Raw genomic sequence first — 24,389 nt, 5'->3', positions numbered from 1 at the left:
CGCCAGCCTCCTGCTCCTTCAGCACACCGATAATCTGCTCTTCCGTAAATCTCTGCTTCTTCATTCGTCCGTCCCTTAATAGGCCGGACTCTAATCCATTCTGGAGGAAATTCTCAGTGGCAGGTCAGCTGCCCGATCTCGTCTGGCGATTCTACAGGGCGCTGAAGGCTTGGAAGCGGCACCGCGTACTTGCTAAGGCGAGGCATTCCCTTGCCTGGAGCCAGGCGCGGTGGACTGCTTGCTATCGCTGGACCGATGGTCAATGTCTTGTTGCAGATTATCCATTTCCACGTCGAGCGAGTGTCGGAAAGCCGCAAGTTTCTTACGGTTACATCCCTGGATCTCAATCTCGGAATATGTAAGCTCAGCCATTCTCGTAAGGCGTCCATCTGCCGCCTGAGTGTCAAAGCCAGGTATCCTTTTTAGAATTTCGATAATCCGACGCCTCTCATCCAGTGCCGGCCTTCGATCGCAAAGCATCAGGTTCGCGTCGTACTGACCGAAGCCTAAGGTGATCAGGCTCCAATCAAATGCGACTTCGCCTGCAGCATGTGCCGGAGCGATCGTAAACAGCACGGCAATAGCGACTGCCGTGATCTTCTTCATGGGTAGCTCTCTTGTTGGCCGATATGCGAGGACCGCCGTTGTTGAAAGGCTCTATCAGCGGTTCAACGCAACAGTCGAGGGGCAAAGAATTCACAGGCCTCTTCAAAGATTGAATGACAGTATTGGTCAAGTGGCACATCGATAGGATGCCAGAAAAAACTGAACGTGTGACCGTGATCATCCGTGGTTTCATGCTGCCAGGTATCCGGCAAACTCAAGCCTTGCCACCTAAAGAAATGCCATCGCTGACGGCTGGTTCCTATTTCGCATACGCCCAAAGACGTCATGGGTGAATTCACCACGAGCCCGCTCTCTTCCCGAAGCTCGCGCTTGGCCGCATCAATAGGCTTCTCGCCAGCTTCAATAGTGCCCTTCACAAACTGCTTTCCGGCCGAAGGACGCTCAAAGGCGAGAACTTCTGGTCCCCTATCCAGCATTCTGAAAACAACGGGGCAGGCTTTCTGCACTCTGCTCATGCGAAGATCCCTCAAGCTCCACGATCGTCTTCATCTTCGTCGATTATGGTAGAAGACGAGAAATGGCACAATTGCCTGGCAAGGCACCACTGCCATAAAATCTGCCCCACTTACCGGTGATCGCTGATCATCCGATTAATTTAATTTAAATTAACCATATGAATTAACGCTATTCTTTTGGCATAATAAATCAAAACGTTCACTAGCTTCCGTTGTCCATACAGCGTCACGCTGCGCGCTAACCATCGATAAGTATAGGTTATCGATGGTAGATTGATATGACGCCCAAATCGCCCTGTCAGTCGTCTTGGATGACCGGAAACGCTCGGTTTTCTGGCCTTTTCGGGCAGATTTCGGCGGAAGCGCTGCCACTACGGAGCAGCCATCCCCTGCCGACGAGCGTAGATTCCTCCATCGTCTTTCGCTCAAACGGGCCTTCGTGCCTCTCCCCTCCTCCGATCTCCTTTTTTCGGGCACTTCCGCCGCAGATGACCAACAGCGCGCGCTTCATGCGATTTACGATCGGATGCCCGTCCGACGTCGCATTTCGAGTCTGGCGGGGCTGCATTGGGACCATGAGCAGGGCTCGGGTGCGTCACGCGCTCGGCCGGTTCTCACAAGACTTCTCGGAGACCTCACCGCAGGCGACGTGCTGGTCGTCGTCCGGCTGGATCGCCTTGCCCGGTCTGTTAGCCACCTCCTGCAGGTTATCGAAAATCTCGAGCAGCGCGGCGTCCATTTCAAGTCGATCCGCGATCCGATCGATACGTCCACGCTACAGGGCATGTTTTCTCTGCAAGTCCTTGGTGCCGTCGCGCAGCTCGAACGAGCGCTGATCGCTGAGCGAACAAAGGCAGGCATCAAGGCGGCAAAAGGCCGCGGCAAGCTGCCAGGCAATCCTGGCCTTCGGGAAAGGCGGCCGGAAGCGATCAAGGCGGTCTCAAAGGCCCGGGAAAAAATCTATCTCGATGAACTGATCTCCTCTGCGCAAACCTGGCTCCCGAGGTTCGGCAACTTCGCCCAAAACATAGCTGGGACAATGTCGTGCGGGTCCTCAATCGCCGGGGCCATGACTGGACCGTGGAAAGACTGCGCCGCGCCGTGCATCGTATGGTCCGCGAGAAGCTGGCCGACCCCGAGCTACTGGCTCGCTCGCCCCGCCGTGCGCCAGAAGATCATTTGATGAAACTCGTAGCAACGGGGGCACGTCAGTCTACGACACGGGCTTCTTGAAACGAACTCCAACTCCGCCGCCATTTTCTGCAATAAACTCTATGCCTGCATGTTCCAGCACGCGTTGGATACGTTCCAAGGTATTCGGCCGTAGATTCTCACCGCGCTCGAGGCGGGTGATAGTTTGTGTCGAGACGTTTGCTGCCCTTGCAAGATCTAGAACTCCCCAATCAAGCGCAACGCGTGCCAACTTACACTGAATACCCTTCATATCACCATGCCGTGGTGATTTTGATTGCACATTTAAAAGTTGCCCTGTATAGAGTGACTAACTAATCAACTGCATTCGGTGCTGGAACACCGAATGCAGTCTGACCACAACCAAGCTGTCAGGAGCTGGGATCATGGCTGATTCCGACAATAGCAGAACTTTACCTACGGTCACGCAGGGAGACCTCCATTCCTTGGTGGTGGCGTCTTTTCCCACACATCCCGAGCTTGCAGCCCGGCTTGCGGCGCCGTTGGATATCGACGATCTCGCCTTTACCATCTGGCGTCAATGGTGCGCGGCTCGCCATCGGCTGATCGAATCATGCCTACGGCAGCAAGGGCTCGAAAAGAGACTGTTCGCGATGGTCGGCATGCCATCCGATGCGCCCGAGGCCTGGAAGGCGGCCGACCAGCAGATTGGATATAGCGAGGCGGTCCAGGAAGAAGAACGCGCGGCCGCCCTGGAGGACGACGTGGCCGAAATGCTATGGGATACGCCAGCGGCATCGATCGTCGGCGCGACCGCGAAGCTCCATGCCATGCTCGCCAAGTGGCAACCAGCCGCTTCAAGCGATGAGTATCCTTGGCCACAGCTCCGTTCGGTCATCTCTGATTTGCTAAAGATCGACGCCGAAATATCGTCGGGCGGTAACGCACGTCGTCAGGTCACGGTCGGTGAAATCCATCAGCGACATTCCCGCCGTGAACAGCATCGGGAAGATTAGGATCGTCCAGAAAGCCGCTCCTTGGTGGCTTGCGGGGCGGAGATGGCAAGCACACCGATTTCGGTCGCCATGTCGAAGCCGAGCCCGAACAGGAAGCCGAGCGGGTACATATGCCATGGCCTCGAAACGACCGAGAAAGTCCGGCCCAGCAATCGGCTCTTAAAGCCGCCCCGTGTGGATAGACTGTCCAGTTCCAGATCGCCGTGCTCTGCCTGTCGCCGTGCGCGTGAAAACGCGGCCCAGACGTCGGCAAGGACCAGAAATTTCCGCGCAAGCGTTCCGAGTGCGAAAGCGCCAAAGGCAAGCCCAATTTCTGGCAAATGCTCCATGGTTATTCACCTCCATGCCAGCCGAAGCCGATACAAGTGAACCGGCGTGATTTGGAAAGTCAGCCTCCTGAATCGCCATCGCGCATTTCCGTCCTTCATCACCAGGCGAGGACAGCATGACCGACGGCATCATCGTAAAGGACAGCAATGGAACCCAGCTTCAGGATGGCGATTCCGTAACGATCAAGGACCTCAAGGTCAAGGGAACCTCGGAGACCCTGAAGCGTGGAACGCTGGTCAAGGGTATTCGCCTGACGGACAATCCCGGTGAGATCAAGTGCAGCACTAAGCAGGTCAAGGGTCTCGTGTTGAAAACGGAATTCCTGAAGAAGGCATAGGTCGATTCGCCGTTCAGTCGTCCTTGAGTGCCTCCTGCGGCACTTCCTCGGTGATCACCTCGAAACGGGAAAGCGTTGCCGGGCCAAAGGCCGTCGACATCGCGACGTCGGTAGCATCTCGGCCGGTCCCCATCAGTATTCTACCGATACGCGGCGTATTGTGGCGGGCGTCGACCGTATGCCAGTGGCCGCCGAGAAAGACCTCGAACCAGGCGCTGAAATCCATCGGATTGGGGTCGATCGGAACGCCGATATCGCCGAGATAGCCCGTGCAATATCTGGCTGGGATATTCATGCATCGGCAAAGCGCGATGGCGAGATGGGCAAAGTCGCGGCAAACGCCCGCCTTGTCGGTGAAGCCGCCATGCGCGGTGCGGAGGACATCGGCCTTCAGGTAATCGAAGGTGATGTGATCATGAACGAAATCGCAGATCGCCTGGACGCGCGCCCAGCCGAGCGGCGTCGACGAGAACGTCGCCCAGGCGAAATCGGCAAGCCTGTCGGTGTCGCAATAGCGGCTGCCGAGCAGGAAGACCAGCACGTCGTCGGGCAGGTCATTGATCGCATGCTGGACGGCATCGTCGGGAACGATGTCGGGTTGGCCGCTGTCGTAGATCTCGAATTCCGTCGAGATCGTCGTCAGGCCCGGCGGAGCGACGATCCGGCTGCAGGCATTGCCGAACACATCGGTATATTCCCAGGCCTCGATTGGCCGGTCGAATGTCAGGATCTGATCGCTGAGAAGATCGGCACGACGGGAGGGGTGGATATTGAGGACCAGCAGCATCGGCGTTGGCTGCATGCATTCGTAGCCCAGATGAAACCCGGCGCGTATCTTCATTGTGGCTTCCTTGTCGCGTCTCCGCTTTGGCAGCAGTGAGTAAAGAACGCTGATCGCGCCGCCCGGTTCCCGCAAGACCGGGACTGTCACCGCGCGGCTAGCCAGATTGCCTTGTGGTGACGTTCACCTGCACCGTCATGCTGTCGAAATCCTTCCCATCCCCGTCATAGCTGCCGCTCAACGGGACTGCCTGGCGCGGATCGCGGGCAACCGCGACACGAATGAGATCGCGGTTGCCGACGATCCCGTTGGTCGGATCGAACTCCGTCCAGCCGGCGCCGGGAAGATAGATCTGGCACCATGCATGCGTCGAACCGCCGCCGAGCACGGTGGAGCCGTCCCGGTCGGGAACATAAACATAACCCGTGACGAACCGCGCCGCGAGGCCGAGCGCGCGCGCCGCCTCCATCATCAGCAGGGCGAAGTCCCGACAGGTGCCGGAACGACGCTGCAGGGTCTGGATCGGCGTCTGCGTTCCATGCTCCAGACGGCGCGCGTAGGCAAAGCTTTCGCGGATGGCATAACAAAGCGTCATCAGCAGATGCCCGGTTTCCGTCGTCTGCCCATGGCGCAGGAACTGGCGAGCCCAGCGTCCCACCTCGTCTGCGGGGTCGGGATAATGGCGCTGCATCGCCGGCATGAGATCGGGAAGCTCTTCGTGATGATAAGCGAAGGGGTAGGTCAGTGCATCATCGTCGACCCGAAGATCCAGAGCGACCTGCGGCGTATGGTCGAGCGTGATCCAGGTTTCGAAATGAAGCTCGGCGGCTGGTCTTGAAATATCGACGAGCGCGACGCAATTGCCGAAAACGTCGTGGATCCAGCGCACTTGGCTATCTTCCGGATAGGTCGTCAACGAGGCCTCGATGAGCCGTTGATCGAAGCTGTCGCGCGGCCGGAACATCAATCGATGCTCGCCGAATTCGACCTCCCTGAGGTAACGATAGGATGTGATGTGGCGAACGGAAAAAATTGTCATCGAAGCGTGCTGCCGTGGGATAATTTGTTCACGCTGCTCTTTCCAAGGGGCCGTGCCGCTTTCGCGGAAGTGCCCTGCCCGCATAGCGCATCTCATCGACCATGCTGAGCCGTTTCTGCGTTTCCCGCAAGAAGAACCCGCGCCCTGCTCGTCAAACTCGATGCGGTGGGGCGAAAGCCTGCTCAAGGCAGCCGGCCTCACCGTCACTACCGAGGACATCGCGAAGCTGGCTGACGCCGATCTCAACGGTCGTCAGATCATGAACGTCATCCGCACGGCCTCCACGATGGCAAAGCTCGATGGTGAGGCCGTGACGTATGAGCGCCTGGTCGAGGAGATCGAGGAAGCCATCCGCTTCGAGCGCGAAATGCTCCAGGCGCCTGACTACCTCGGCAAGCCGGAGCTGAAGGCCGTTGCCTGATACCACGGGCGGATCCCACTGAACCTAACGGGCGCTTTCGAGCGCAGGCGCTTTCGAGCGCCCGTTTCGCTTAGCTCGGTAGCTCGTTAGCTACCTATCTATTCAGCTGCGTCAATCCACTCTTCACCTGCCGCATTCCAAGCGCGCGATTGCTAAAACAAAGCATCAGCAACGCAGAAAGCGAGCCAAGCGAATGACCATCAAAACCCTCAAAGAACTGCTCGGTCACTGCGAGGCGCGGGGTTGGATCATGAAATGCTTCTACGACGAGCCCGGCGAGCCCGACTACCTCGGCGTGGAAGCGGCTAAGGCGCAGGAAGCCCTTGAGGCGGGTGACGAAAGGTATCTCCACATCTATGACGGCACGAGCCTTATGGGCTGGGTGTTCGTGGTCAACGACACCGATGGCGATCCCGAGGAACAGATCAACGATTATGCCGGCGATCGACTGATCTGCAGGCCAGAACTCAACGCTTCAAGGTCTGCGATGGCAACTGGCCGAAACGCCTTTTATACTCGGCAGCAAATCGCCCGAAATGGGTAAAGCCCCATCGCATAGCAATGTCGGCGACGGTCAGTCTCATGCCCGCATCGAGCAGGTCGCGATGGGCGGCAAGTATCCGGATTTCTTGCAGGTAGGCCATCGGCGTCGTATTCCTGAACTGCCGGAAACCCTGTTGCAAAGTCCGAACGCTCACCTTGGCCGCCGCCGCGATATCGTTGAGCGAAATCGGCTCGGCAATGTGCTCCTGCATGAAGTCGATCGCCCACTTAACATGGCGTGGGGCCGGCGTCGGAGCCGGCAGCGCAAGTTCGTCCGAATAGCGATGGCGGCAGCTTTCCAGCAGCAGATAGACCGCCGCATCACAAAGCGAGCCGACGGCCAGCGGTGATCGTTGCAGCGGTCCGTTGTCGCTCAGTCCGCTATGGAGGTTCGAGACAATCTGCTGCAACACCAATCCCGGACCCGCCGTCAGATCGATGTGAGGATGAAAATCGAGGTCGCCGCTGATCGTTCGTTCGAACATATGCGTCAGGTGACTGGTGATCTTCGCCTGATCGACGAACAGGCCGAAATGACGGCGCCGGCCCAATATGCGGGCGCCCATGGAACGACCCGCCTCAAGGATCGTACCACGAGCGGGAGCTGAATATATTTCCTCCCGCCGGCCGTCGAAGCAAACGTTCCCCTCCACCGGCAGGAAAACGATCATCCCGACGCTGGGCGCCTTCCGCTTGATGAGAAGCGTGCCTTCGTAAGCGCAGTCGGCTACCGCCACCTCTCCAGCGGAGACGAAACTGCAGCGGAATGAAACGGGCATATCGCCTTCCGCCGTGACCTTGATCGGAGAGGGTGGCGTCGACAATAATTCCGAGAGCAAGTCCGGGTCAGTTCCGCTGTGCGCCGTTTCCCCGAACGACACGTTCTGCGTCGCCGGGGGTCGGGGGAGGCTGCCACTGGTGTGCATACGGGAATCAACGGACATTCATGACCTCGAAAGGCGATACTCGTCGGTGATAATCGATTTGTACATTACGCGCATTCTCTAGAAGCAAAATCAACCATATCGGCTGACTGCCAGATCCTTCGCGTCGATCTCAGGCGTGCGGCCGCTGACGAGGTCACCGATCAGCCGCGCCGACCCGGTGCTCATGGTCCAGCCGAGCGTGCCGTGGCCGGTATTGAGGAAGAGGCCGATAATCCTGGTTGGGCCGATGACGGGCGTACCGTCCGGCGTCATCGGGCGCAGGCCGCACCAGAAGGAGGCCTTGGAAACATCGCCGCCGGGGAAGAGATCGGTGACGGAATGCTCCAGCGTGCTGCGCCGCGCGAGCCCAAGATCGTTGGTATAGCCTGAAATCTCCGCCATGCCGCCGACCCGGATGCGGTCGCCGAGCCGGGTGATGGCGATCTTGTAGGTCTCGTCCATGACGGTCGATTCCGGTGCGCGCGCCGCATCGGTGATCGGGATAGTCAGCGAGTAGCCCTTGACGGGATAGACCGGCAGGCTGATGCCGAAGGGCTTTAAAAGCAGCGGCGAATAGCTGCCGAGCGCCACGACAACAGCATCCGCGCTCATCCGCTCGCGCTCGCGATCGCCATCGCGAGCGGTGATCACCCCGCGCACGCGGCCAACCTCGACATCAAGCGCCTTGATCGTCGTGCCGTAGGCGAAGCGGACGCCGAGCGCTTCGGCTTTGGCCGCCAGCGCGTTGGTGAACTTGAAGCAGTCGCCGGTTTCGTCCTTCGGGGTCAGCAGGCCGCCGACGATCTTGTCGCGCACGTGCCTTAGCGCCGGTTCGACGCGGATGCAGCCGTCCCGGTCCAGCACCTCATAGGGAATGCCGTCGGCGGCGAGCGCCTTGACGTCCTTTGCCGAAGCGTCGAGTTGCTGCTGCGTGCGGAACAGCTGCAGGGTTCCCTGCATGCGCTCGTCATAGGCGATGCCGGTCTCCGTGCGAAGCTCGGCGAGCGCGATGCGGCTGTAATCGGCAAGGCGCAGCATGCGGCTCTTATTGAGCGCGTAGCGCTCGGAGGTGCAGTTCGACAGCATCCTCGCCATCCAGGAGAGCATGGCCAGGTCGAGTTTCGGGCGCAGGATGAGGGGCGCGTGTTTCATGAACAGCCACTTCATGGCCTTCATGGGAATCCCGGGCGCTGCCCATGGCGAGCAATAGCCGAAGGAGACTTCGCCGGCATTGGCAAAACTCGTCTCCAGCGCCGGCCCCGGCTGGCGGTCGACGACCGTGACCTCGTGGCCAGATTTGGCGAGCTGATAAGCGGATGTGACGCCGAGGATGCCGGCTCCCAGAACGATGACTTTCATGATATTCCCAATGGTGTGGAGCCGCCTGATCTCAGCGATATTGCCTGTCGTAACGGTCGCCCAGGCCGGTTAAGATTTCGTAGGAGATGGTGTCGGCGTCGCGCGCGACGTCTTCGAGCGTCTGATGGCGGCCGAGCACTTCGACAAGGCTGCCGAAGGTCAATGCGCCCTCCGGCAGGGCCGATATGTCGACAGTGATGCTGTCCATCGACACGCGGCCGACGATCGGCAGGCGGATGCCCTTGAAATAGACGGCGCCGCGGTCGCCGAGACAGCGCGGCAGGCCGTCGGCATAGCCGGCGGCAATGGTGGCGAGCCGCATTTCCCGTTGGGTGACATGCGCGCCTCCATAACCGACCTTCGTGCCTGATGGCACGATGCGTGTCTGCACGACGGCGACATCGAGGCTGACGACCGGCTCCATCGGGTTCTCTTCGCCGGCGCTCGGAGCGCCGCCATAGAGCGCGATGCCGGGGCGGGCGAGCACGCCGTGATAGGCGTCGCCCAGGAAAACGCCGCCGGAATTGGCGAAGGAAATGTCGAAGCCCGGAAATTCGTCGGCGATACGGGACATTTCGGCACGCTGCTCGCCATTCTGCTCACTTTCCGCGTCGTCGGCCGAAGCCAGATGGCTCATGATGAAGAGGATCTCGACGTTGGCGCCGTCGCCAAGGGCTGCCGCCAGTTCAGCCCGCTCTTCCCTGGGAAAGCCGAGCCGCGACATGCCGGTGTCGAACTGCAGGACGGCGGGCAGGCAGCGCTTCAGCATCCGCGCCGCCGCCGACCATTGCCGCCACTGGTCGAGCGAATTCAGAACAGGAACGACACCCATCTCGGCACAGGCGATCTCATTGCCCGGCTGCAGGCCGTTCAACACGAAAATCTGGGCGTCCCGCGCAAGGGCCGGCCGAAGCCGCACGGCCTCGACGAACTGGGCGACGAAGAAATGCCGGCAACTCTGATCGTAGAGCGCGCCCGCAACTCGTTCGGCGCCGAGGCCATAGGCATCGGCCTTGACGACGGCCCCCGTGCGGGCCGGCGCCAACATCGATGCGAGCTTGCGATAGTTGCGGCCGAGTGCTGCAAGATCGATCGTCAGATAGCCCGTGGCTCCCTGCATGGTCGTGGCAGCGCGTGGGCGGGAAACCAAAATATCGCTATCCATGTCTGCTCCTGTTGATATCAAGAGCTTATGAAATAATCAGCGAAATTGCCTGTCATTCATTCATCGATTATTGCATGATCTGTCTATTATTCGCATAATCGATAACCGTTCGGAATAATCCATCATGCACGCCCTCGACACGATCGACCGCAATATCCTGAGGCTGCTGCGCCTCGATGCCCGCATGAGCAATGCCAAGCTCGCCGCCGAGATCGGCCTGTCGCCGTCGGCCTGTCTCAGGCGCATCAAGATCATGGAAAAATCGGGCGTGATCCGCGGCTACACAGCGCTGGTCGACACCGGCAATGCGGATGCGACGATCGCCGTGATCATCAACATCACCCTCGAGCGGCAGACGGAGGATTACCTCGACCGCTTCGAGGCGGCCGTCCGCCGGCATCCCGAAATCCGGGAATGCTTCCTGATGACGGGCGGCTCCGACTATCTGCTGCGCGTCGAGGTCGCCAATGCCGGCGAGTTCGAGCGGATCCACAAGGAGATATTGTCGGCTCTGCCAGGCGTCCTCAGGATTCATTCCAGCTTCTCGATCCGGAATGTCCTGGCGACGCGGACGAAAGGTCGGCGCTGAACCACGGTTGCCCCGGCTGCGCATCGCAGCGCATGCAGATCGATCTTACCGCTATGCGCGCGCCATCAACTAGGGACAGCTCTGGAAGAGCTCCATGGCTCCGAAATGCCGTTGGTCTCAATTAGGATCATTCGAAACTCATCGGCTCAGCAGGTGCTTCGTCACGGAGGCTTTGCAGACTGTCCACATCCCCATCGGAAAGACCTGCCTCGCGGCCGATCGATGCCAGCAGCGAGCCAAGCTTGACCCGCTCAGCCGGCCGTACTGCCGCATCCAGAATTTCACGGATTTCGGCTGCGATGCTGCGACCGTGACGACCGGCTCTTACCTTCAACGCCCGGTGGGTTTCCTCGGGCAGATTGCGTATCGTGACGGCAGGCATTGATACAGTCCCTCCCCCGATGATGATGCCATCAATACAATGGGTTCGTCTTTTCGGAACCCTGCTTTCTTCAGGTGCCGCACCGCCAGGATCGTCAAGGTGTCCCCATCGATACGGTAGCGAGCCACGTAGCCGCTGTCTCCGAAATCGACGAGCCATTCCCGGTATTGCTCGGGCAGGTCCTCACGCTCCACATATTGCGCAATGGCTTCACGCATGATCCAGTGAGGCGAACGGCGGCGGATTTCGGCCAGTTGCTGGACACGACCTTTCAGCTCGTCATCGAGCTTGAGCGAGGTCGGCGACGCCATGGAGCCTCCTTAGTCAAAGGTAATACCGGACGCCAATGTAGGTTCTGCCAGCCCCGCTTGTCTATGAAGGTATTGGCCGGTCCTCCACAGAAGTCTGACCTCAAGCAGAGAAGGCATTTCAACTATATCAGCTCCAGCGCCGTTGCCTTGGCAACTGCTTCGCTCGTCGTGGCGACGGTCAGTTTCCGGCGCGCCGAGGCGAGATAGAGTTGCACCGCACTCACCGAAATCGACAGGCGGGCGCAGATCTGTTTTGCCATAAGGCCGCTGGCCGTCATCTCCAGGCATTGCAGCTCGCGGCGCGACAATTGCGGAATGTCGACAATTTTTCGCATGCCCGAGAGAACCATGGCCCGGTCGTGGAGATGGTGGGCGAGAAACTGGAGATCACGCATGCTGTCCATGCGGAACTGCCGCCAATAGGCATCGGGATGATTTGATGTGACCGTAAACAGCGATCGCTCGCCTTGCGGTCCCCGCACCGGCAGGGTCACGCCTTGCCGGCCGACACCGAAGGCCATCGCCTCCTTGAAGAAGACACGCGCCCGGCCGGAATCCCATTTCGACGCGGACCATTCCACCGGCAGGAAGCCACGCCGGCCGAGGCGCACGACGGGATCGATGCTGAAGTAATCCCGTTCAAGATATTGTTTCACCCACTCGGGAGGATAGGTCAGCATCAGCAACGGGTTGATGGCCGCCGCCCCCGAGGAGCGGGTCACATGCAGAACCATGTGCGATATCGCATAGATATGGCGAACTTCATCCAGTGCTGTTTCCAGATCCCGCAATGTCGGCGCTGCGGAGATCCGGTCCAGGCTGTAGAAAAAACGAGAACTGCTCAGCATGAGATGGACTCGTGGTTGTGCGTTTAATTTACCACCCGCATTGGTATCATTTAGCGACTTCTGATAAAAGCCTATCCCCGGCATGGCGTGAAAAATAGGTTAAGGCCTGGCGCGGCATATCCCAGTCTGGGCGGTCGCTCTCAGTCCGCGCGACAAGGCCGCACTCACCTGAAACCGCCATGCCTTTCGACAGCCGCTTCGGCAAGATTGCGAGAGGCCTGCTCGACAAGACGGGACAGGTTGGCGCGAAGTGTGTGGGAATTCTCAGCCGTCACCTCCCACAGGCCGACATAGAGGTTGCCGATCTCGGGCCGGGATCGAGCAAGCGGCGTCGGCCTCCAGCCGATCCGGCGGTAGACGCCGATCATCGCGGCGTCATAGACGCCGACAATGCTTTCGATGCCGGTATCGAGCGCGAGATCGCAAAGCCCGGAGAGCAGTTCGGTCGCGACCGTGCGCGATGAATTCTGATCGGCAAGCCCGGCAAGCGGATGAACGCAGAAGCGGGTGCATTCCCAGGTCGTCGGGCTGTCGACGTCGAAAGGCTCGTCAAAGAATTGACGGAACTCGCTCTTAAGCATCGTCGCGCCCGTGGTCGGCAGCAGGCGCAGCGACCCCGTCAGCGCGCCGGAAGGCCATTGCGTCACGAGATAGACGGGATCTTCCGTCTCGTCGTATCGATCCCTTTCCCACTCATCCCTGACATCGACCTGCCATCCCAGCCGGTCGCGGAAGACGGCGGCGCGTGCCCGAAACATTTCATCGAAAGCACGCCGATCGGTTTCGAACATATCTCTGGTGAGGATGCGCAACATCTCCGTCCCTCCTGATCCCGAAGTCCTGATCGCAGAACCGCTGCGCAGTCTTGCGCGTCCTGCTTCCGGACGTTTCACAACGGGAGACCGATCCCGGGCAATATGGATATTTCACCAGATTGACCGGGGCCTCGCCTTGGCCTTCACTTCCATAAGCGATTTCTGATATTTGATCGGCCGAACGCTCTCCGTGCCCGTCAATTCTGTCAATTTCGATGGGACCATGGGGAGGATTCCGATGACGCACGACCTGGCACGCGGCAGACGCATTCGCGAGGCGATATCCCGCGGCAAATTCCGCAAAGTTCACGCGCTCGCGGCAGAGCTCAACGTCTCCGTCGCCGCCGTTTCGCGCTGGCAGAACGGTGGCCACACATCGCTCGAAAGCGCCTGCGCGCTGGCACACCTCCTGGACGTCTCCCTCGACTGGCTGCTGCTCGGGCGAGGCACCATGGACTGGCACAGAAACAGCCCGATCTCGACCACGGAATTGCAATTGGTTCTGGCGCTGCGCGACCGGCCTGCGGCAGCCCGGTCCAATCTCATGGGATTGGTCGAATCCATTCCCCCGGAGCATCCGTAACGCCAGACGCAAATTTGGATAGATTTTTCAACCTGCGCTCAACACGTTTAAGTTGCTATCACATAGATCATCAACGATCTTTCTAGCCAGGGTTTCATCATCGGCAACAGCGAACGGCTGCCCCCGCCGCGGCGGGAACCCTTGTTTCCACTCTCAACGCAGAAGGGTTGTTGACCATGTCTACTTTGCTGACCATCAACGTGAAAAACTACGAGCCGCAGGCGCAAGGCTTCTTCTTCTTCCAACAGCCGGCCATTTATACCGGCGGCGGCCAAGTCTATTCGAACAGCCTTTTCTCGCAGACCCTCGCCAACTACGATTCTGGAGGTTCGATCCTGACCTTCCAGGTCAACCTGCAATATTATGCGGGCATTCAGCAGGCGAATACGCCGCCGTCGATCGGCTCCGCTTCCGGCTACGCGTCGGCCAGCCGCGCCGTCGATCTCGCTCCAGCGTCGGGTGGCAGCGGTAAACCAAACGACTGGACGACTGCAACCGTCAGCCCGCTCGGCCTTTCCGCCCCGGTCTACGGTGAAGGGGTGCAGCCTGGCGCCTTCCGCATCACCACGCCGAGCTTCACCTCGCCGCCCTACTACAACGTCGGCTCGGCGGTCGACGTCAATGGCGGCATCGTGCTGTCCAACTTCGTGCAGGCAAACCCGCTCGGCAATACCGATTGCCAGCCGATCCTGAAATATTATGTCCAGACCGGCTCCTATACGCCCGGCAGCGTCATGGATTTCACGCAGTCGAGCGTAACCGCGGCGATCGCCGATTTCACCGGCGGCTACACCGTCTGCAACGTCACCCTGAACGCCAATGGCACCTGGACCGTACAGCGCCAGTAAGCCTCGGCAAGCATGCGGGCGAAGCGTCCCCTCTTCGCCCGCATGCGCGCCATCCGCGCGATTGCCGCCGCTTGCCGGGGCGACGAACAGGTGGGATCTCAGCCGGGAGTGTCGCACGTCATGACCAGTTCGTCCTACCAGATCATCGTTCGCAACCTGTCGCAGACGACACAATATTTTTATGTCTTTCAGAAGCAGGCCGCCTTTCCCTCTTTGCCGAGCCCTTCCGTTCTCAGCAGCAGTCTCGGCTGCCAGAGCGTCGGCAACTACACGAGTTCGGGAGCCCAGATCAATTTCGGTCTGGACAGCCAGATCTACGCGGGCGCCCTCAGCACCGGGCAAGCGGTGACGCCCTCTGAGTTCATCGCGCTCATCACGCTCGATGCCACGCGATCGATCGTCAGCACCACCACGGCGGCCCGCGCGATCACGCTCACGACGCCTAGTGGTTCGCCTGACAATTGCACGACCCTGTCGCTCGATCCGCTCGGGCTTTCCGTGCCGGCCTATCAATCCAAGGTTCCGGTCGGAGCCTTTGGCATGATCGTGCCCACCTATACGCCCTTGCCGGTTCCGGAGCTCTATTGCGGCGTCGCCGCGCTGAACAACGACCAGGCGATCATTCTGTCGAGCTACGTCGCCCCCGCCCCCAACGCCGTCTTGAGTTGCATACCGGAGCAGATCTTTTTCGTGAAGACGGGCTACCAGCCGCCCGGAAGCGCCGTGTCCTATGACGAGACCAATGCGGCATGCTGCGATTTCACCACAGGCTACGCAACCTTCACCGTGATCTACAACGCCAACGGAACCTTTTTGGCGACGGGAGGCCCATAGGTTCGGAAACCCAACGCATCATCAACGCTTGAGCAAGCCATCAAACCCCTGAAAGGAGAGGATACGGCAATGTCGATTTACACCGCGAGAAATTCCGCCGGGCAAGCTGCCAGTCGCGTCAAGGTCATCGCGCAAGCGGCGTCACCCTAGTGTTGGCGCAGCCAAGCCACCCGCCCGCAAGATTGCGGGATGATCAACCCTCAATTGGAGAGCAATACCATGGATACGACCAGAACCCCCAAGCAGTCTGATACCATCGGCAACGAACTGAACGTGTTCGCCAAAGCTCCGCGCGTCGGGCAGACGCCGTCCGCGACCGAAATCGCCGCCATGATCAAGGGCGGGAAGCCGGGCGATATGGACAAGCTCGACGTCTGAGCCGAGCCGGCGACAAAGCCCGCCAGTTCCTCCGTCGTCGTGCTCGGGTTTGTCCCGGGCATCCCAACACGCTGCAGTGACCGCCGGAGAAGCGGCGGCCACTACTTTCGTCAGGTGACATCGGAAAGATTACGCCATGTTCAAGGGAACGATCGATCGGGAACGCTTGCCCGCGCCAAACGGGCAACGGCAGGCTTTTCAAAGCCCGGCAGCGCGGATTGATATTCTCGACCATCCCCTGCTTGAAAGCTTTCGCTGGGAAACGCCGGAGGGCACGATCCTGCTCTGCCGCGAACGCTGCGCCGGTCCGGACAGGCTGGGCCGGCCGCGCGCCGATTGGACGATGGAGCAGGCTAAGGCTTTCTGCGCCGCGCATCAGCAATGGCCGCTGGACCACCAGTCGATCTCGATCGACAGCCGAACCGGCACGGCCACCCTTTCCGCCGGGCATGGCGGCGTCGCACCCCTCTACATCAGGGTGGCGGGCGCGCGGATCGACCTGTCATGGTCGATCGCCGACTTCTACCCCGATCTCGACCTCGACGACGTCGACGTGGAGCGGACCGGCCTGCGCCTGACCGGAACTTTACCTTATGCGGCAACGACGATGTTCCGTTCCGTCTTCATGGTGACGGAACGGGCCTCTCTTACCATCCACAACGACGGCGCCGTGAAGGTGACATATCCGGCTCCGGCGGAGTATTACGTTCCGAGCCCTCTCCGGGACGATGCCGATATTGCTGCGGCGGCTCGCGGGCTGGTGGACGCGCTGCTGCAGCGCTGGCCGCTGAAACCCTACGTGGTCGCAAGTGAATTCAGCGGCGGCCTGGATTCGGCCGTCGTGGCCGCCATATTGGCCGCCCGGCATCCGGGCCTGCCGACCTACGCGCTGGAGATCGGCGGAGCGGCGCAGAGCCAGCAGATCGGCCGGCGCGCGCTCGCAATCGACCACTTCGGGTTCCGGGACATGCTGCTGCCGGTCGGCGCCGTGCCCATGGTGCCCTCCACCTTCGCCCGGCATGCCGATTACGAAGCCGCCCCTTACAACGCCGATCTGCAACGACCGCTCGGCCGTCTGCTGAAAGCCTTCGTCGCCGCCTCCGGCGCGCGCGTCGTGGCGACAGGAACCGGCGGCGACGAATTGCTGATGGCCCATGCCTTCGAACAGGCGCCCGAGCAGCTCGCCCGCAACGTCAACGACGCCTTTCTTCCGGAGGCCTTTCCGCCGGCCCTGTCAAAATCCCTGAAGGACCGCCTCGCCGATTATGCCGCCCATTGCGACAGAGCCCCCTTCCCCGTCCTGCCGATCTCGGTGCTGGAGGCGCAGGCCGCCCGTGCGCCGCTGTTTGCTGCCCACGGCCTCTGGCCCATCAGCCCGTTTGCCCAGCCGGAGGCGGTCCGCTTCTACCGCAGCCTGCCTCTCGCCTGGCGGCAGCACAAAATCCTGCACCGCCGCCTGCTGCGGCATCTCGGCTACCCCGAGCCGTTTCTGGACATTCCGTTGCGGGAGAATTTCGAACCCTACCTGACAACATCCCTCGTCACCGGCGCGGGTGGGATCGCGCGTGACCTGACGCGGAGCTGCCGCCTGCACGAGTTGGGGCTCGTCGACGCGGACCGCTTGATTGCCGCCGTCCGGGCCGTCCGGCCTCATTCCTCGCTCGGTGACGTCGGCTTCCTCTTCCATGCCTTCAATGTCGAATACATGTTGCGCCGGCTGGACGAACCTCGCTCCGCCGGCACGCTTCGCGCCCACGCCGGACGAGATCGAAGCGATCAGCCTCGAAGCGCGTCGCCGGAATTTGATGGAACGGGAGGCGAAGGCGCGATGCCTCTCGTCAACCCGCGCGATTAACCTGCCGTGCGTCCAATGCCTCCTGCTCCAGTCGCGCCGTCAGATCGGCAAGCGACTGCGGTCGTCCGAACGCATAGCCCTGAAGGGTGTGAACGCCGAGATCGGCAAGCACCTTGGCATGGTCGATCGTCTCCACCCCTTCCGCGATGACCTCCATGTCAAGCGCGCGCGCTATGTCGACCAGCGAACTCACCAGCCGGCGGCTCGGGACCGATTGCAGGATCGGCATGACCAACTGGCGATCGATCTTGACGCGATCCGGCCTCAGTTCGAGCAGGCCCAGCAGGGAGGCGTGACCGGAGCCGAGATCGTCGATCTCGATATCGATGCCGAAGGACTTGATGGCTTGGATGTTCTGCCTGACGTGATCGCTCAGGCTGTCCAGAAAAATCGTTTCGATCAGCTCGAAGCTTAACCGGCCGGGCGGTATGTCATAGCTGCCGAGCTTGGTGACCAACTCTGGATCGTCGAGACGATCGGCGGACAGATTGACGGACACCCGGATCCCGTCCAGCAGGGATGCCGAGGATTTCATATCCGCGAGCACCGCCGTCAGAATGACATGGTCAAGCTCCGCGACCAGTCCATTATAGGAGGCGAGCGACAGGAAATGGGCGGGCGCGAGAATCCCCCGCGTCGGATGGTGCCATCTCGCCAGGGCTTCGACGCCATTGACCCGGAACGATTTGGCATCGACCTGCACCTGGTAGAATGGGCGGATCTGACCGAGCGCCAGCCCTGAGCGCAGATCCTGGGCGAGCTGCCTTTCGCTCGCCAGGGTAGACGCCATTTCGTCGGAAAATATCTCGGCGCGATTCCGGCCGTTCCGCTTGGCGTGGTACAATGCCAGATCGGACTGCGAGAGCAGCTTGGCGAGATCCGCACTCATCGCACTGGCAACGCCGATGGAGCAACAGACCATCAGCGTCTGATCGCCGATGGGGATCGGTTTCTCCAGGCTCGTCTGAATATGATCGAGCACCGCATTGGTCTTGTCGCACTCGTCCTTCGGAATGAGGACGGCGAATTCGTCGCCGCCGAGGCGCGCAGCCACGTCTCCGGCCGAAATGGCTTCCAGCAGAATTTTGCTGACGTGACGGAGAACCAGATCGCCGACCGCATGCCCGAAACGGTCATTGATCTCCTTGAAATGATCCACGTCGATGTGAAGAAGCGTAACCTTGGCGCTCTCTTGGCGCGCAAGCTCCGACAGGGCGAAATCGAAGCTGCGCCGGTTCAGGAGGCCGGTGAGGTGATCGTGATCGGCGGCAAGCCGAGCTTCCGCCCGGCTCCTCTCAAGCTCCTTGTTGAGAAGCACATCGTCCGTGACGTCCCATTCGGCTCCGACGAAGCAGGGATCCCCGGCGGCGTCCACGAAATATCGGGCCCGCGACCGCAAATAGCGGATCGCCCCGTCCGGCCGGATGATGCGGAACTCGGAGGCATAGTCCGATTTGGTTTCGATAGCCCGCAGAAATATCGCATTGGTCGGCGCCAGGTCGTCGGGGTGGATGCTGTCGAGCCATATGACATCGAGCGGAGCCTTGGGAACGCCGTAGATCGCCTTCAGCTGCTCGTCCCACCGCGTCTGGTTTTTCGCGATATTATGCTGCCAGATCCCGATCCCGGATGCCTCGAGGGCCAGGCCAAGCTGGCGAAGCAGATTCTCGAGCTCGACGTTTGTCCTGGATCGTTTATTACTCAAGAGGCTCTCGCTGTTTCGTTCGCCCAAATGTCTCATTGAATATTTGATAGAGTACTAATCGAGATCTCGCGGTTGCAATGCCGTGCCGCGAACAACCGACGAAGATGCGTGCGGCGCCAAGATCGCCGAGACGCGGTCTGCCTCATTGTTATGAAATCGGCGCCCCAGCAAGGGTTTTGCCCAGTCGTGCGCGAAGGGCGAAAGTCTCGTGCCGATCGCCAGATTGCACGTTTCTTCCTGGCCGTTGCCAAAACGCGGGATGAGGCCGTTGTCGCCAAACAGCAGCTATGAAACGACCCGGTTGCGGCCGCTCTTTTTCGCCGTATAGAGCTTCTGGTCGGCGATCTCCAAAATCTCCTTCGGAGAATTGGCAGACAGGGAGCCGGCGACGCCGATGCTGATCGTGACGCGCAGTCCGTTGCAGATCGTCGACCAGTCCCAGTGTTCGACAGCCGAACGCAGCCTCTCGCAGACATCGGCGGCAGCTCGTGGAGTGCCGGTCAGCAAGATGACGAATTCCTCGCCGCCGAAACGAATGGCCTGATCGGTCGCCCTGAGCTGGTTGCGCAATATGGTCCCGATGGCGCTGAGAACCTGGTCGCCGATCATGTGCGAGAAGTTGTCGTTGATCGCCTTGAAGTGATCGACGTCAAGCATCGCGACGGAATATGGACGTTTCTCGGACGTCAGCTCCTTGAAGCGGCTGTCGAGATATTTGCGGTTATAAAGCCCAGTCAGCGCGTCCAGATAGACGGCGCTCGCAAGAATATCGGTCTGCTCCTGCAATTTCTGATAGGACGCCTCCAGCGTGTCGGCGCGCTTTGCCTCCGTTTCGGCAACTTCCTTCAGCCGTTTGGTTTCATAGTAGATTTCGGCGAGACGCGGGCGCTGCTGGGTTCTCTCGGCGCTATTCTGCAAATATGCCTGATGGTATTTCTTATGCGCCTCCAGCGCCAGATCGAACTGCCCGAGCCCCTCATGGGCATGCGACAGATATAGATAGATCTGGATATAGGAATCGAAGCTGCCGCCCTCGTCGATCAGCTCCACGGCCTCGAGCAGCAGCGACAGGGCTTCCTCGAATTTTCCGTAATTGTTGTAGACCTGGCCCAAAGTGTAGAGATATTGCTGCCTGTCCCTGACATAGCTGTTCTGCTGAAACTGCTGATAGCGGAGCATGCACTGGAGCGCCTTGTCGTGCTCGCCGAGGTGACCGTAGTAGTCGGCCTGGTTGCCGAGGCAGATGCGCGCCGCCCAGCTGTCGCCGGTCTGGATTGCAATGTCGAGCGCCTGTTCGGTCAGGTCCAGCGCCCTGATGAGCATCCGGTGGCCTTCCTCCTGCTGGCCGAGAGCCTGCGCGATATAGCCGCCTTCCGAATGAGCGCCGCCGAGATTGATGAGCCACCAGCATTCATAGGTCCTGTCGCCGATCGATCGGGCGAGCTCGACGGACCTTTCGCTCATCAGGATGGCCCGGTCGGGTTGCTTGTTGTACCAGAAGATAATTCCGATGACGTTGGTGGCGAGGCTCTGCGCCTTCCGGTCCCCGGTCCTGTCGGCCAGATCCAATGCGCGGGTCGCCTCTTCGATCGCTTCTTCCGGCAAGCCCAGCTCCAGGAGCAGCCATCCGAAATAGGCCCGGGCATGGGCTTCCTGCGTGAGCTCCCCGGTCGATTTCCAGAAGTCTACCGCCCGGCGGACATGCGTCAGCCCAAGCTCGGCCTTGCCGATCTGAAAACAGTACCAGGCAATATCGGTATCGCATTGAGCGGCGAGCCGATCGTCGCCCTGCGACCTGGCGTCGTCAAGAATTTGGCCGGCCATCGCAAGCGCTTCGACCGAACGGCCGGTACATCCAAGATGCCATGCTTGCTGCAGGCTGGAATTTGATTTTTGCGCAATTGCCTCAATATCAATAACTTGCATGTTGAACGCCAAAATTTGTCTTCCGGATATCGATAACATCAGAAGTTTAACAATGATGCTAATCTCCGGCAAAACATGCGCGCAGGCCATGTTTGTCTTGGCGTGCGCGTTGGCGCCGCCTCAAAGTCTTCGATAAACTCCGCCTTGAGATTGCCGGGAGACACAGCTCCACAATCCCTGCGGGCGGAGCGCATTACCGGACCGAGAATGATCGAAAAATGAGCATGATTGTCGATTGACTACAAAGTGAGCTTGCCATAGCGTTGCTCCGAGAAAATGGCATTGATCGCCAACGGCAACCGAGCCCCGACTTCCGCAATTCCTGCGGACGGGGCTTTTTTTATTCCGTTCGGCCGGTCGTGCCTGGCAGGTGTTCGAAGCGAGACTTTGGCGTGATCAAGAATACCACCCGTCGGAATGGCCCCTTGTCTGCTTCGCGGCAGGCGAACGGTTGCAGCCCGCACCGTCAGTTGCGGGACAGGCCATGATCCGCAGGTCCGTCCCTCTTTCCCTTCTCTATTCGACGACTGGTGCTTATGCGGCGCTTGGCCGCGATGCCGTCGACGGCGCCCTGGCGGCGGTCGCCGAGGTCAACAACAATTCCAGCTATTCCTTCCACTTCGAGCCGCGTGTCGACGATCCAGCTGGTAGTGCAGAACGCTACGCCGAGCTTGCCGAGGTCGCCATCCGGCAGCGGGGATGTCGGCACATCGTTGGCGCGATCACGTCCTGGAGCCGGAAGGAAGTGCTTCCGGTCGTCGAGCGCCATGGCGCCCTGCTCTGGTATGCCTTTCCGCATGAGGGCTACGAGACGAGCGACAGCGTCATCTATCTCGGCGCCTGTCCCAACCAGCATCTGCTGCCGCTGTTTAGCTATGTCATGCCGCGCTACGGCCGGCGGCCGTTCATCGTCGGCTCCAACTATATCTGGGGCTGGGAAATCGGCCGCATCGCCCGCGAGATCACCGAGGCGGCGGGCGGCGAAGTCCTGGCGGAGCGCTTCGTGCCGCTCGGTTCGGAAGAGGTCGACCACCTGATTGCCGAGATCCGCCAGAAGCGGCCGGATTTCATCCTCTCCAACCTCGTCGGCCGCTCCGCCCACGCGTTCATCCGCGCCTATGCGGAACTGCGTGAGGAGGACGCCGAGTTCAGCGCCGAACGCCGTCCGTTTGTCGCCTGCAACCTTTCGGAACTCGATCTCGCGGACCTCAACCCGCAGGCCAAGGCCGGCCACATCGTCACCAATATCTATCTGGACAGGCTCGACACTGAGGAGAACCGGCGTTTCAAGGCGCGATTGGCAGCCCGCCGCGGCGACGACCGGCCGGTCACCGGGCCATTCGTCTTCGCCTATATGGCGGTTTCGGTCCTCGCCCAGGCAATCGCCGATGCCGGCACTGATGATCCCAACCTGATCCGCAAACTGGTGACGCAACGACAGTTCGATACGCCGATCGGCCCGATTTCCTTCGATCCGCGCACACATTACGCCGGGTTGCGGCCGTTCATCGGCAGGTCCGACAGCGAGGGCGGTTTCGAGATTTTCGAGACCGAAAACCCTATCGTCGAGGCGGACCCTTACCTGGTGCGTTCGGTTTTCCCCGGCAAGCCCGGCGGCCATGCGCCGAAAACGGGATTGAAGGTGGTGAAATGAGCCGCTTCGAGCGACCGATGTTTTCCAGTTGGCGCGCGGTGATCCTGCACCGGCCGCATCCGGCCGTCGAGGCGCTGACGCGACAGCTGGAATCGCTGCATATCGAGGTCAAGGCCGTCTGGCCGCAGCTCGACGAGCGGGATGCGCTTGCCGACGTCGTGTTCTTCGATGCCGACATGGGACATGACCAGCAATTTCCCTGGCCGTCCGGCTTTTCCCCGATGCCGCTCGTGGCGCTGATCGGCTCGGAAGCACCAGGACGGATCGAATGGGTGCTGGCCCAAGGCTCGAACGCGCACATGCTGAAGCCGATCGGCTCCACCGGCGCCTACAGCGCGCTGCTGATTGCTTCGCACGCCTACCATAAAGCCCGCAGCCATGCCGACGACATCCGCGCGCTCGAGGACCGGTTGCGACAGCGGCCGATCGTCGTCAGCGCCGTATTGCAGCTGATGCAGCAGGGATATGCCGGCGAAGCGACCGCTTTCAAACGCCTGAGAAGCATCGCGATGGATTGGGGCATGACGATCGAGGAAGCTGCGGACGCCATCTGCAGGAACGACCGGCGCACTCTGGAACGATGATGAAGAGGGAAGACGAAACATGGAGATAACCGAAGGCTATGCACCCTATGGCGCCTATCGGACCTGGTACCGGATCACCGGAGACCTGGCGTCCGGCAAGCCGCCGCTGATCGTTGCCCATGGCGGGCCGGGCTGCACGCATGATTATGTCGACAGCTTCAAGGATCTCGCCGCCACGCGCCGCGCCGTCATTCACTACGACCAGGTCGGCAACGGCAAGTCCACGCACCTGCCGGAAAAGGGCGGCGATTTCTGGACCGTCGATTTCTTCAAGGCGGAACTCCACAACCTGATCGACCATCTCGGCATCCGCGATGCCTATTGCCTGCTCGGGCAATCCTGGGGCGGGATGTTGTCGGCGGAATTCTCCGTCGATCGGCCGGCCGGCCTCAAGGCGCTTGTCATCGCCAATTCGCCGGCGGCGATGAAGACCTGGATTTCCGAGGCCAACCGCCTTCGCGAAGCCTTGCCGGCCGATGTGCAGGCGACGCTGCTCAAGCACGAACTGGCCGGCACGACGGACAGCGCCGAATACGCCAAGGCGACCGATGTTTTCAACGAGCGCCATGTCTGCCGCATCGTCCCCATGCCGCCGGAAGTGAAGCGCACCTTCGACGCCATCGGCGAAGACCCGACCGTCTACCACACGATGAACGGCCCCAACGAATTCCATGTCATCGGCACGATGAAAGACTGGTCGATCGTCGGGCGGCTGTCGACCATCGACGTCCCGACGCTGTTGATCTCAGGCCATTACGACGAGGCGACGCAAGCCTGCGTGCAGCCCTATGCCGATGAGATTGCCGACGTGCGCTGGCGGATCTTCGAACAGTCCAGCCACATGCCGCATGTCGAGGAACGTGCGGCCTGCATGGCCGAGGTCGGCGCCTTTCTCGATGGGAAAGCGCCGTAAGAGCAAGAGCTTT

Annotated in this window: 28 protein-coding genes and 1 pseudogene; 14 read left to right on the top strand and 15 right to left on the bottom strand. The window is 60.5% G+C overall.

The genetic code is table 11. From position 1 onward, the window contains the following. Positions 1-192 precede the first annotated feature (192 nt). Together EFD55_RS30335 and EFD55_RS30330 are read right to left on the bottom strand one after the other, a co-directional pair. Positions 193-606 carry a hypothetical protein gene (locus EFD55_RS30335; RefSeq protein ID WP_125850439.1) on the bottom strand — a complete coding sequence of 138 codons (414 nt, stop codon included), beginning with the start codon at positions 604-606 and terminating at the stop codon, positions 193-195. A 62-nt stretch (positions 607-668) separates the two neighbouring features. Beyond that, positions 669-1,082, bottom strand: a complete 414-nt coding sequence (locus EFD55_RS30330; protein WP_125850437.1) for an NUDIX domain-containing protein — start codon at positions 1,080-1,082, stop codon at positions 669-671. Between the two features lie 526 nt (positions 1,083-1,608). On the opposite strand from EFD55_RS30330, the pseudogene EFD55_RS30325 reads away from it, so the two are divergent. Then, positions 1,609-2,279: pseudogene (locus EFD55_RS30325) on the top strand (recombinase family protein); the annotation flags it as partial. Between the two features lie 16 nt (positions 2,280-2,295). Here the strand turns inward: EFD55_RS30325 and EFD55_RS30320 are convergent. Next, on the bottom strand, positions 2,296-2,526 hold the full coding sequence (locus EFD55_RS30320; protein WP_125850435.1) for a helix-turn-helix transcriptional regulator: 231 nt from the start codon (positions 2,524-2,526) through the stop codon (positions 2,296-2,298). A gap of 133 nt (positions 2,527-2,659) precedes the next feature. On the opposite strand from EFD55_RS30320, the gene EFD55_RS30315 reads away from it, so the two are divergent. Next, positions 2,660-3,250 (top strand): hypothetical protein, encoded by a 591-nt coding sequence (locus tag EFD55_RS30315; protein ID WP_183736895.1) that lies wholly within the window; start codon positions 2,660-2,662, stop codon positions 3,248-3,250. Here the strand turns inward: EFD55_RS30315 and EFD55_RS30310 are convergent. Further along, positions 3,247-3,579 carry a HoxN/HupN/NixA family nickel/cobalt transporter gene (locus tag EFD55_RS30310; protein ID WP_376774117.1) on the bottom strand — a complete coding sequence of 111 codons (333 nt, stop codon included), beginning with the start codon at positions 3,577-3,579 and terminating at the stop codon, positions 3,247-3,249. The two genes, EFD55_RS30315 and EFD55_RS30310, sit on opposite strands and share 4 nt — an antisense overlap. Before the next feature lie 116 nt (positions 3,580-3,695). Here EFD55_RS30310 and EFD55_RS30305 point away from each other — a divergent pair, with 116 nt between their 5' ends. Next, positions 3,696-3,917: an alkylphosphonate utilization protein gene (locus tag EFD55_RS30305; RefSeq protein WP_125850433.1), complete on the top strand. Its 222-nt coding sequence runs from the start codon at positions 3,696-3,698 to the stop codon at positions 3,915-3,917. Positions 3,918-3,930: 13 nt separating this feature from the next. Here EFD55_RS30305 and EFD55_RS30300 read toward each other — a convergent pair whose 3' ends face one another. Both EFD55_RS30300 and EFD55_RS30295 read right to left on the bottom strand, forming a co-directional pair. Further along, positions 3,931-4,758 (bottom strand): transglutaminase-like domain-containing protein, encoded by an 828-nt coding sequence (locus EFD55_RS30300; RefSeq protein ID WP_125850431.1) that lies wholly within the window; start codon positions 4,756-4,758, stop codon positions 3,931-3,933. A gap of 97 nt (positions 4,759-4,855) precedes the next feature. After that, positions 4,856-5,737, bottom strand: coding sequence for a transglutaminase family protein (locus EFD55_RS30295; protein ID WP_125850429.1), 882 nt, complete (start codon positions 5,735-5,737; stop codon positions 4,856-4,858). A gap of 160 nt (positions 5,738-5,897) precedes the next feature. Between EFD55_RS30295 and EFD55_RS30290 the strand changes: the two genes are divergently transcribed. Together EFD55_RS30290 and EFD55_RS30285 are read left to right on the top strand one after the other, a co-directional pair. Then, positions 5,898-6,158 (top strand): hypothetical protein, encoded by a 261-nt coding sequence (locus EFD55_RS30290; protein ID WP_125850427.1) that lies wholly within the window; start codon positions 5,898-5,900, stop codon positions 6,156-6,158. A gap of 193 nt (positions 6,159-6,351) precedes the next feature. Continuing rightward, complete coding sequence (locus EFD55_RS30285) at positions 6,352-6,702, top strand: hypothetical protein (protein WP_125850425.1); 351 nt, start codon at positions 6,352-6,354, stop codon at positions 6,700-6,702. On the opposite strand, the gene EFD55_RS30280 is transcribed toward EFD55_RS30285, so the two are convergent. From EFD55_RS30280 to alr, 3 genes are all read right to left on the bottom strand, one after another. Continuing rightward, positions 6,626-7,645, bottom strand: a complete 1,020-nt coding sequence (locus tag EFD55_RS30280; protein ID WP_125850423.1) for a helix-turn-helix transcriptional regulator — start codon at positions 7,643-7,645, stop codon at positions 6,626-6,628. The two genes, EFD55_RS30285 and EFD55_RS30280, sit on opposite strands and share 77 nt — an antisense overlap. A 72-nt stretch (positions 7,646-7,717) precedes the next feature. Continuing rightward, complete coding sequence (locus EFD55_RS30275; protein WP_125850422.1) at positions 7,718-8,986, bottom strand: D-amino acid dehydrogenase; 1,269 nt, start codon at positions 8,984-8,986, stop codon at positions 7,718-7,720. A 31-nt stretch (positions 8,987-9,017) separates the two neighbouring features. Then, the gene (alr, locus tag EFD55_RS30270; RefSeq protein WP_125850420.1) at positions 9,018-10,151 is read right to left on the bottom strand and encodes an alanine racemase; all 1,134 of its coding nucleotides are present in this window, start codon (positions 10,149-10,151) and stop codon (positions 9,018-9,020) included. A gap of 124 nt (positions 10,152-10,275) precedes the next feature. Between alr and EFD55_RS30265 the strand changes: the two genes are divergently transcribed. Then, entirely contained in the window at positions 10,276-10,740 is a 465-nt protein-coding gene (locus EFD55_RS30265) for an Lrp/AsnC family transcriptional regulator (RefSeq protein WP_125850418.1), read from the top strand. 127 nt (positions 10,741-10,867) lie between these two features. On the opposite strand, the gene EFD55_RS30260 is transcribed toward EFD55_RS30265, so the two are convergent. The 4 genes from EFD55_RS30260 to EFD55_RS30245 form a co-directional block, all read right to left on the bottom strand. Beyond that, the gene (locus tag EFD55_RS30260) at positions 10,868-11,122 is read right to left on the bottom strand and encodes a FitA-like ribbon-helix-helix domain-containing protein (RefSeq protein WP_125850416.1); all 255 of its coding nucleotides are present in this window, start codon (positions 11,120-11,122) and stop codon (positions 10,868-10,870) included. Next, positions 11,071-11,433 carry a CopG family ribbon-helix-helix protein gene (locus tag EFD55_RS33965; protein ID WP_245438636.1) on the bottom strand — a complete coding sequence of 121 codons (363 nt, stop codon included), beginning with the start codon at positions 11,431-11,433 and terminating at the stop codon, positions 11,071-11,073. Before EFD55_RS33965 ends, EFD55_RS30260 begins: the two co-directional genes overlap by 52 nt. A gap of 122 nt (positions 11,434-11,555) precedes the next feature. After that, complete coding sequence (locus tag EFD55_RS30250) at positions 11,556-12,281, bottom strand: helix-turn-helix transcriptional regulator (RefSeq protein ID WP_125850414.1); 726 nt, start codon at positions 12,279-12,281, stop codon at positions 11,556-11,558. A gap of 164 nt (positions 12,282-12,445) precedes the next feature. After that, positions 12,446-13,096, bottom strand: a complete 651-nt coding sequence (locus EFD55_RS30245; RefSeq protein WP_125850412.1) for an acyl-homoserine-lactone synthase — start codon at positions 13,094-13,096, stop codon at positions 12,446-12,448. A 238-nt stretch (positions 13,097-13,334) separates the two neighbouring features. Here EFD55_RS30245 and EFD55_RS30240 point away from each other — a divergent pair, with 238 nt between their 5' ends. The 5 genes from EFD55_RS30240 to EFD55_RS30225 all read left to right on the top strand — a co-directional run bounded on the left by EFD55_RS30240 (position 13,335) and on the right by EFD55_RS30225 (position 17,594). Next, a complete protein-coding gene (locus EFD55_RS30240) occupies positions 13,335-13,679 on the top strand; it encodes a helix-turn-helix domain-containing protein (RefSeq protein WP_008532056.1) in 345 nt (114 codons plus the stop codon). Positions 13,680-13,855: 176 nt separating this feature from the next. Beyond that, the gene (locus EFD55_RS30235) at positions 13,856-14,527 is read left to right on the top strand and encodes a hypothetical protein (RefSeq protein ID WP_125850410.1); all 672 of its coding nucleotides are present in this window, start codon (positions 13,856-13,858) and stop codon (positions 14,525-14,527) included. Positions 14,528-14,647: 120 nt separating this feature from the next. Next, positions 14,648-15,361, top strand: coding sequence for a hypothetical protein (locus tag EFD55_RS30230; RefSeq protein WP_165504891.1), 714 nt, complete (start codon positions 14,648-14,650; stop codon positions 15,359-15,361). 219 nt (positions 15,362-15,580) lie between these two features. Continuing rightward, entirely contained in the window at positions 15,581-15,739 is a 159-nt protein-coding gene (locus EFD55_RS33390) for a hypothetical protein (protein WP_165504890.1), read from the top strand. A gap of 136 nt (positions 15,740-15,875) precedes the next feature. Further along, complete coding sequence (locus EFD55_RS30225) at positions 15,876-17,594, top strand: asparagine synthase-related protein (RefSeq protein WP_125850406.1); 1,719 nt, start codon at positions 15,876-15,878, stop codon at positions 17,592-17,594. Here EFD55_RS30225 and EFD55_RS30220 read toward each other — a convergent pair. Beyond that, a complete protein-coding gene (locus EFD55_RS30220; RefSeq protein WP_376774118.1) occupies positions 17,578-19,299 on the bottom strand; it encodes a putative bifunctional diguanylate cyclase/phosphodiesterase in 1,722 nt (573 codons plus the stop codon). The two genes, EFD55_RS30225 and EFD55_RS30220, sit on opposite strands and share 17 nt — an antisense overlap. A gap of 285 nt (positions 19,300-19,584) precedes the next feature. Continuing rightward, positions 19,585-21,225: a tetratricopeptide repeat-containing diguanylate cyclase gene (locus EFD55_RS30210; protein WP_210276391.1), complete on the bottom strand. Its 1,641-nt coding sequence runs from the start codon at positions 21,223-21,225 to the stop codon at positions 19,585-19,587. Between the two features lie 484 nt (positions 21,226-21,709). Here EFD55_RS30210 and EFD55_RS30205 point away from each other — a divergent pair, with 484 nt between their 5' ends. Genes EFD55_RS30205 through EFD55_RS30195 form a run of 3 tightly spaced genes read left to right on the top strand, consistent with a single transcriptional unit; the run spans position 21,710 to position 24,376 of the window. Further along, positions 21,710-22,879: a transporter substrate-binding protein gene (locus tag EFD55_RS30205; RefSeq protein ID WP_125850402.1), complete on the top strand. Its 1,170-nt coding sequence runs from the start codon at positions 21,710-21,712 to the stop codon at positions 22,877-22,879. Next, positions 22,876-23,463: an ANTAR domain-containing response regulator gene (locus EFD55_RS30200; protein ID WP_125850399.1), complete on the top strand. Its 588-nt coding sequence runs from the start codon at positions 22,876-22,878 to the stop codon at positions 23,461-23,463. Before EFD55_RS30205 ends, EFD55_RS30200 begins: the two co-directional genes overlap by 4 nt. A gap of 19 nt (positions 23,464-23,482) precedes the next feature. Beyond that, entirely contained in the window at positions 23,483-24,376 is an 894-nt protein-coding gene (locus tag EFD55_RS30195) for a proline iminopeptidase-family hydrolase (protein WP_125850397.1), read from the top strand. Positions 24,377-24,389: the final 13 nt, after the last annotated feature.

Source organism: Rhizobium pisi, assembly GCF_003938655.1.
GTDB classification, from domain to species: domain Bacteria; phylum Pseudomonadota; class Alphaproteobacteria; order Rhizobiales; family Rhizobiaceae; genus Rhizobium; species Rhizobium pisi.
Note: the sequence above shows the minus strand (reverse complement) of the source record. Positions and strands in the feature narration are given on the sequence as shown.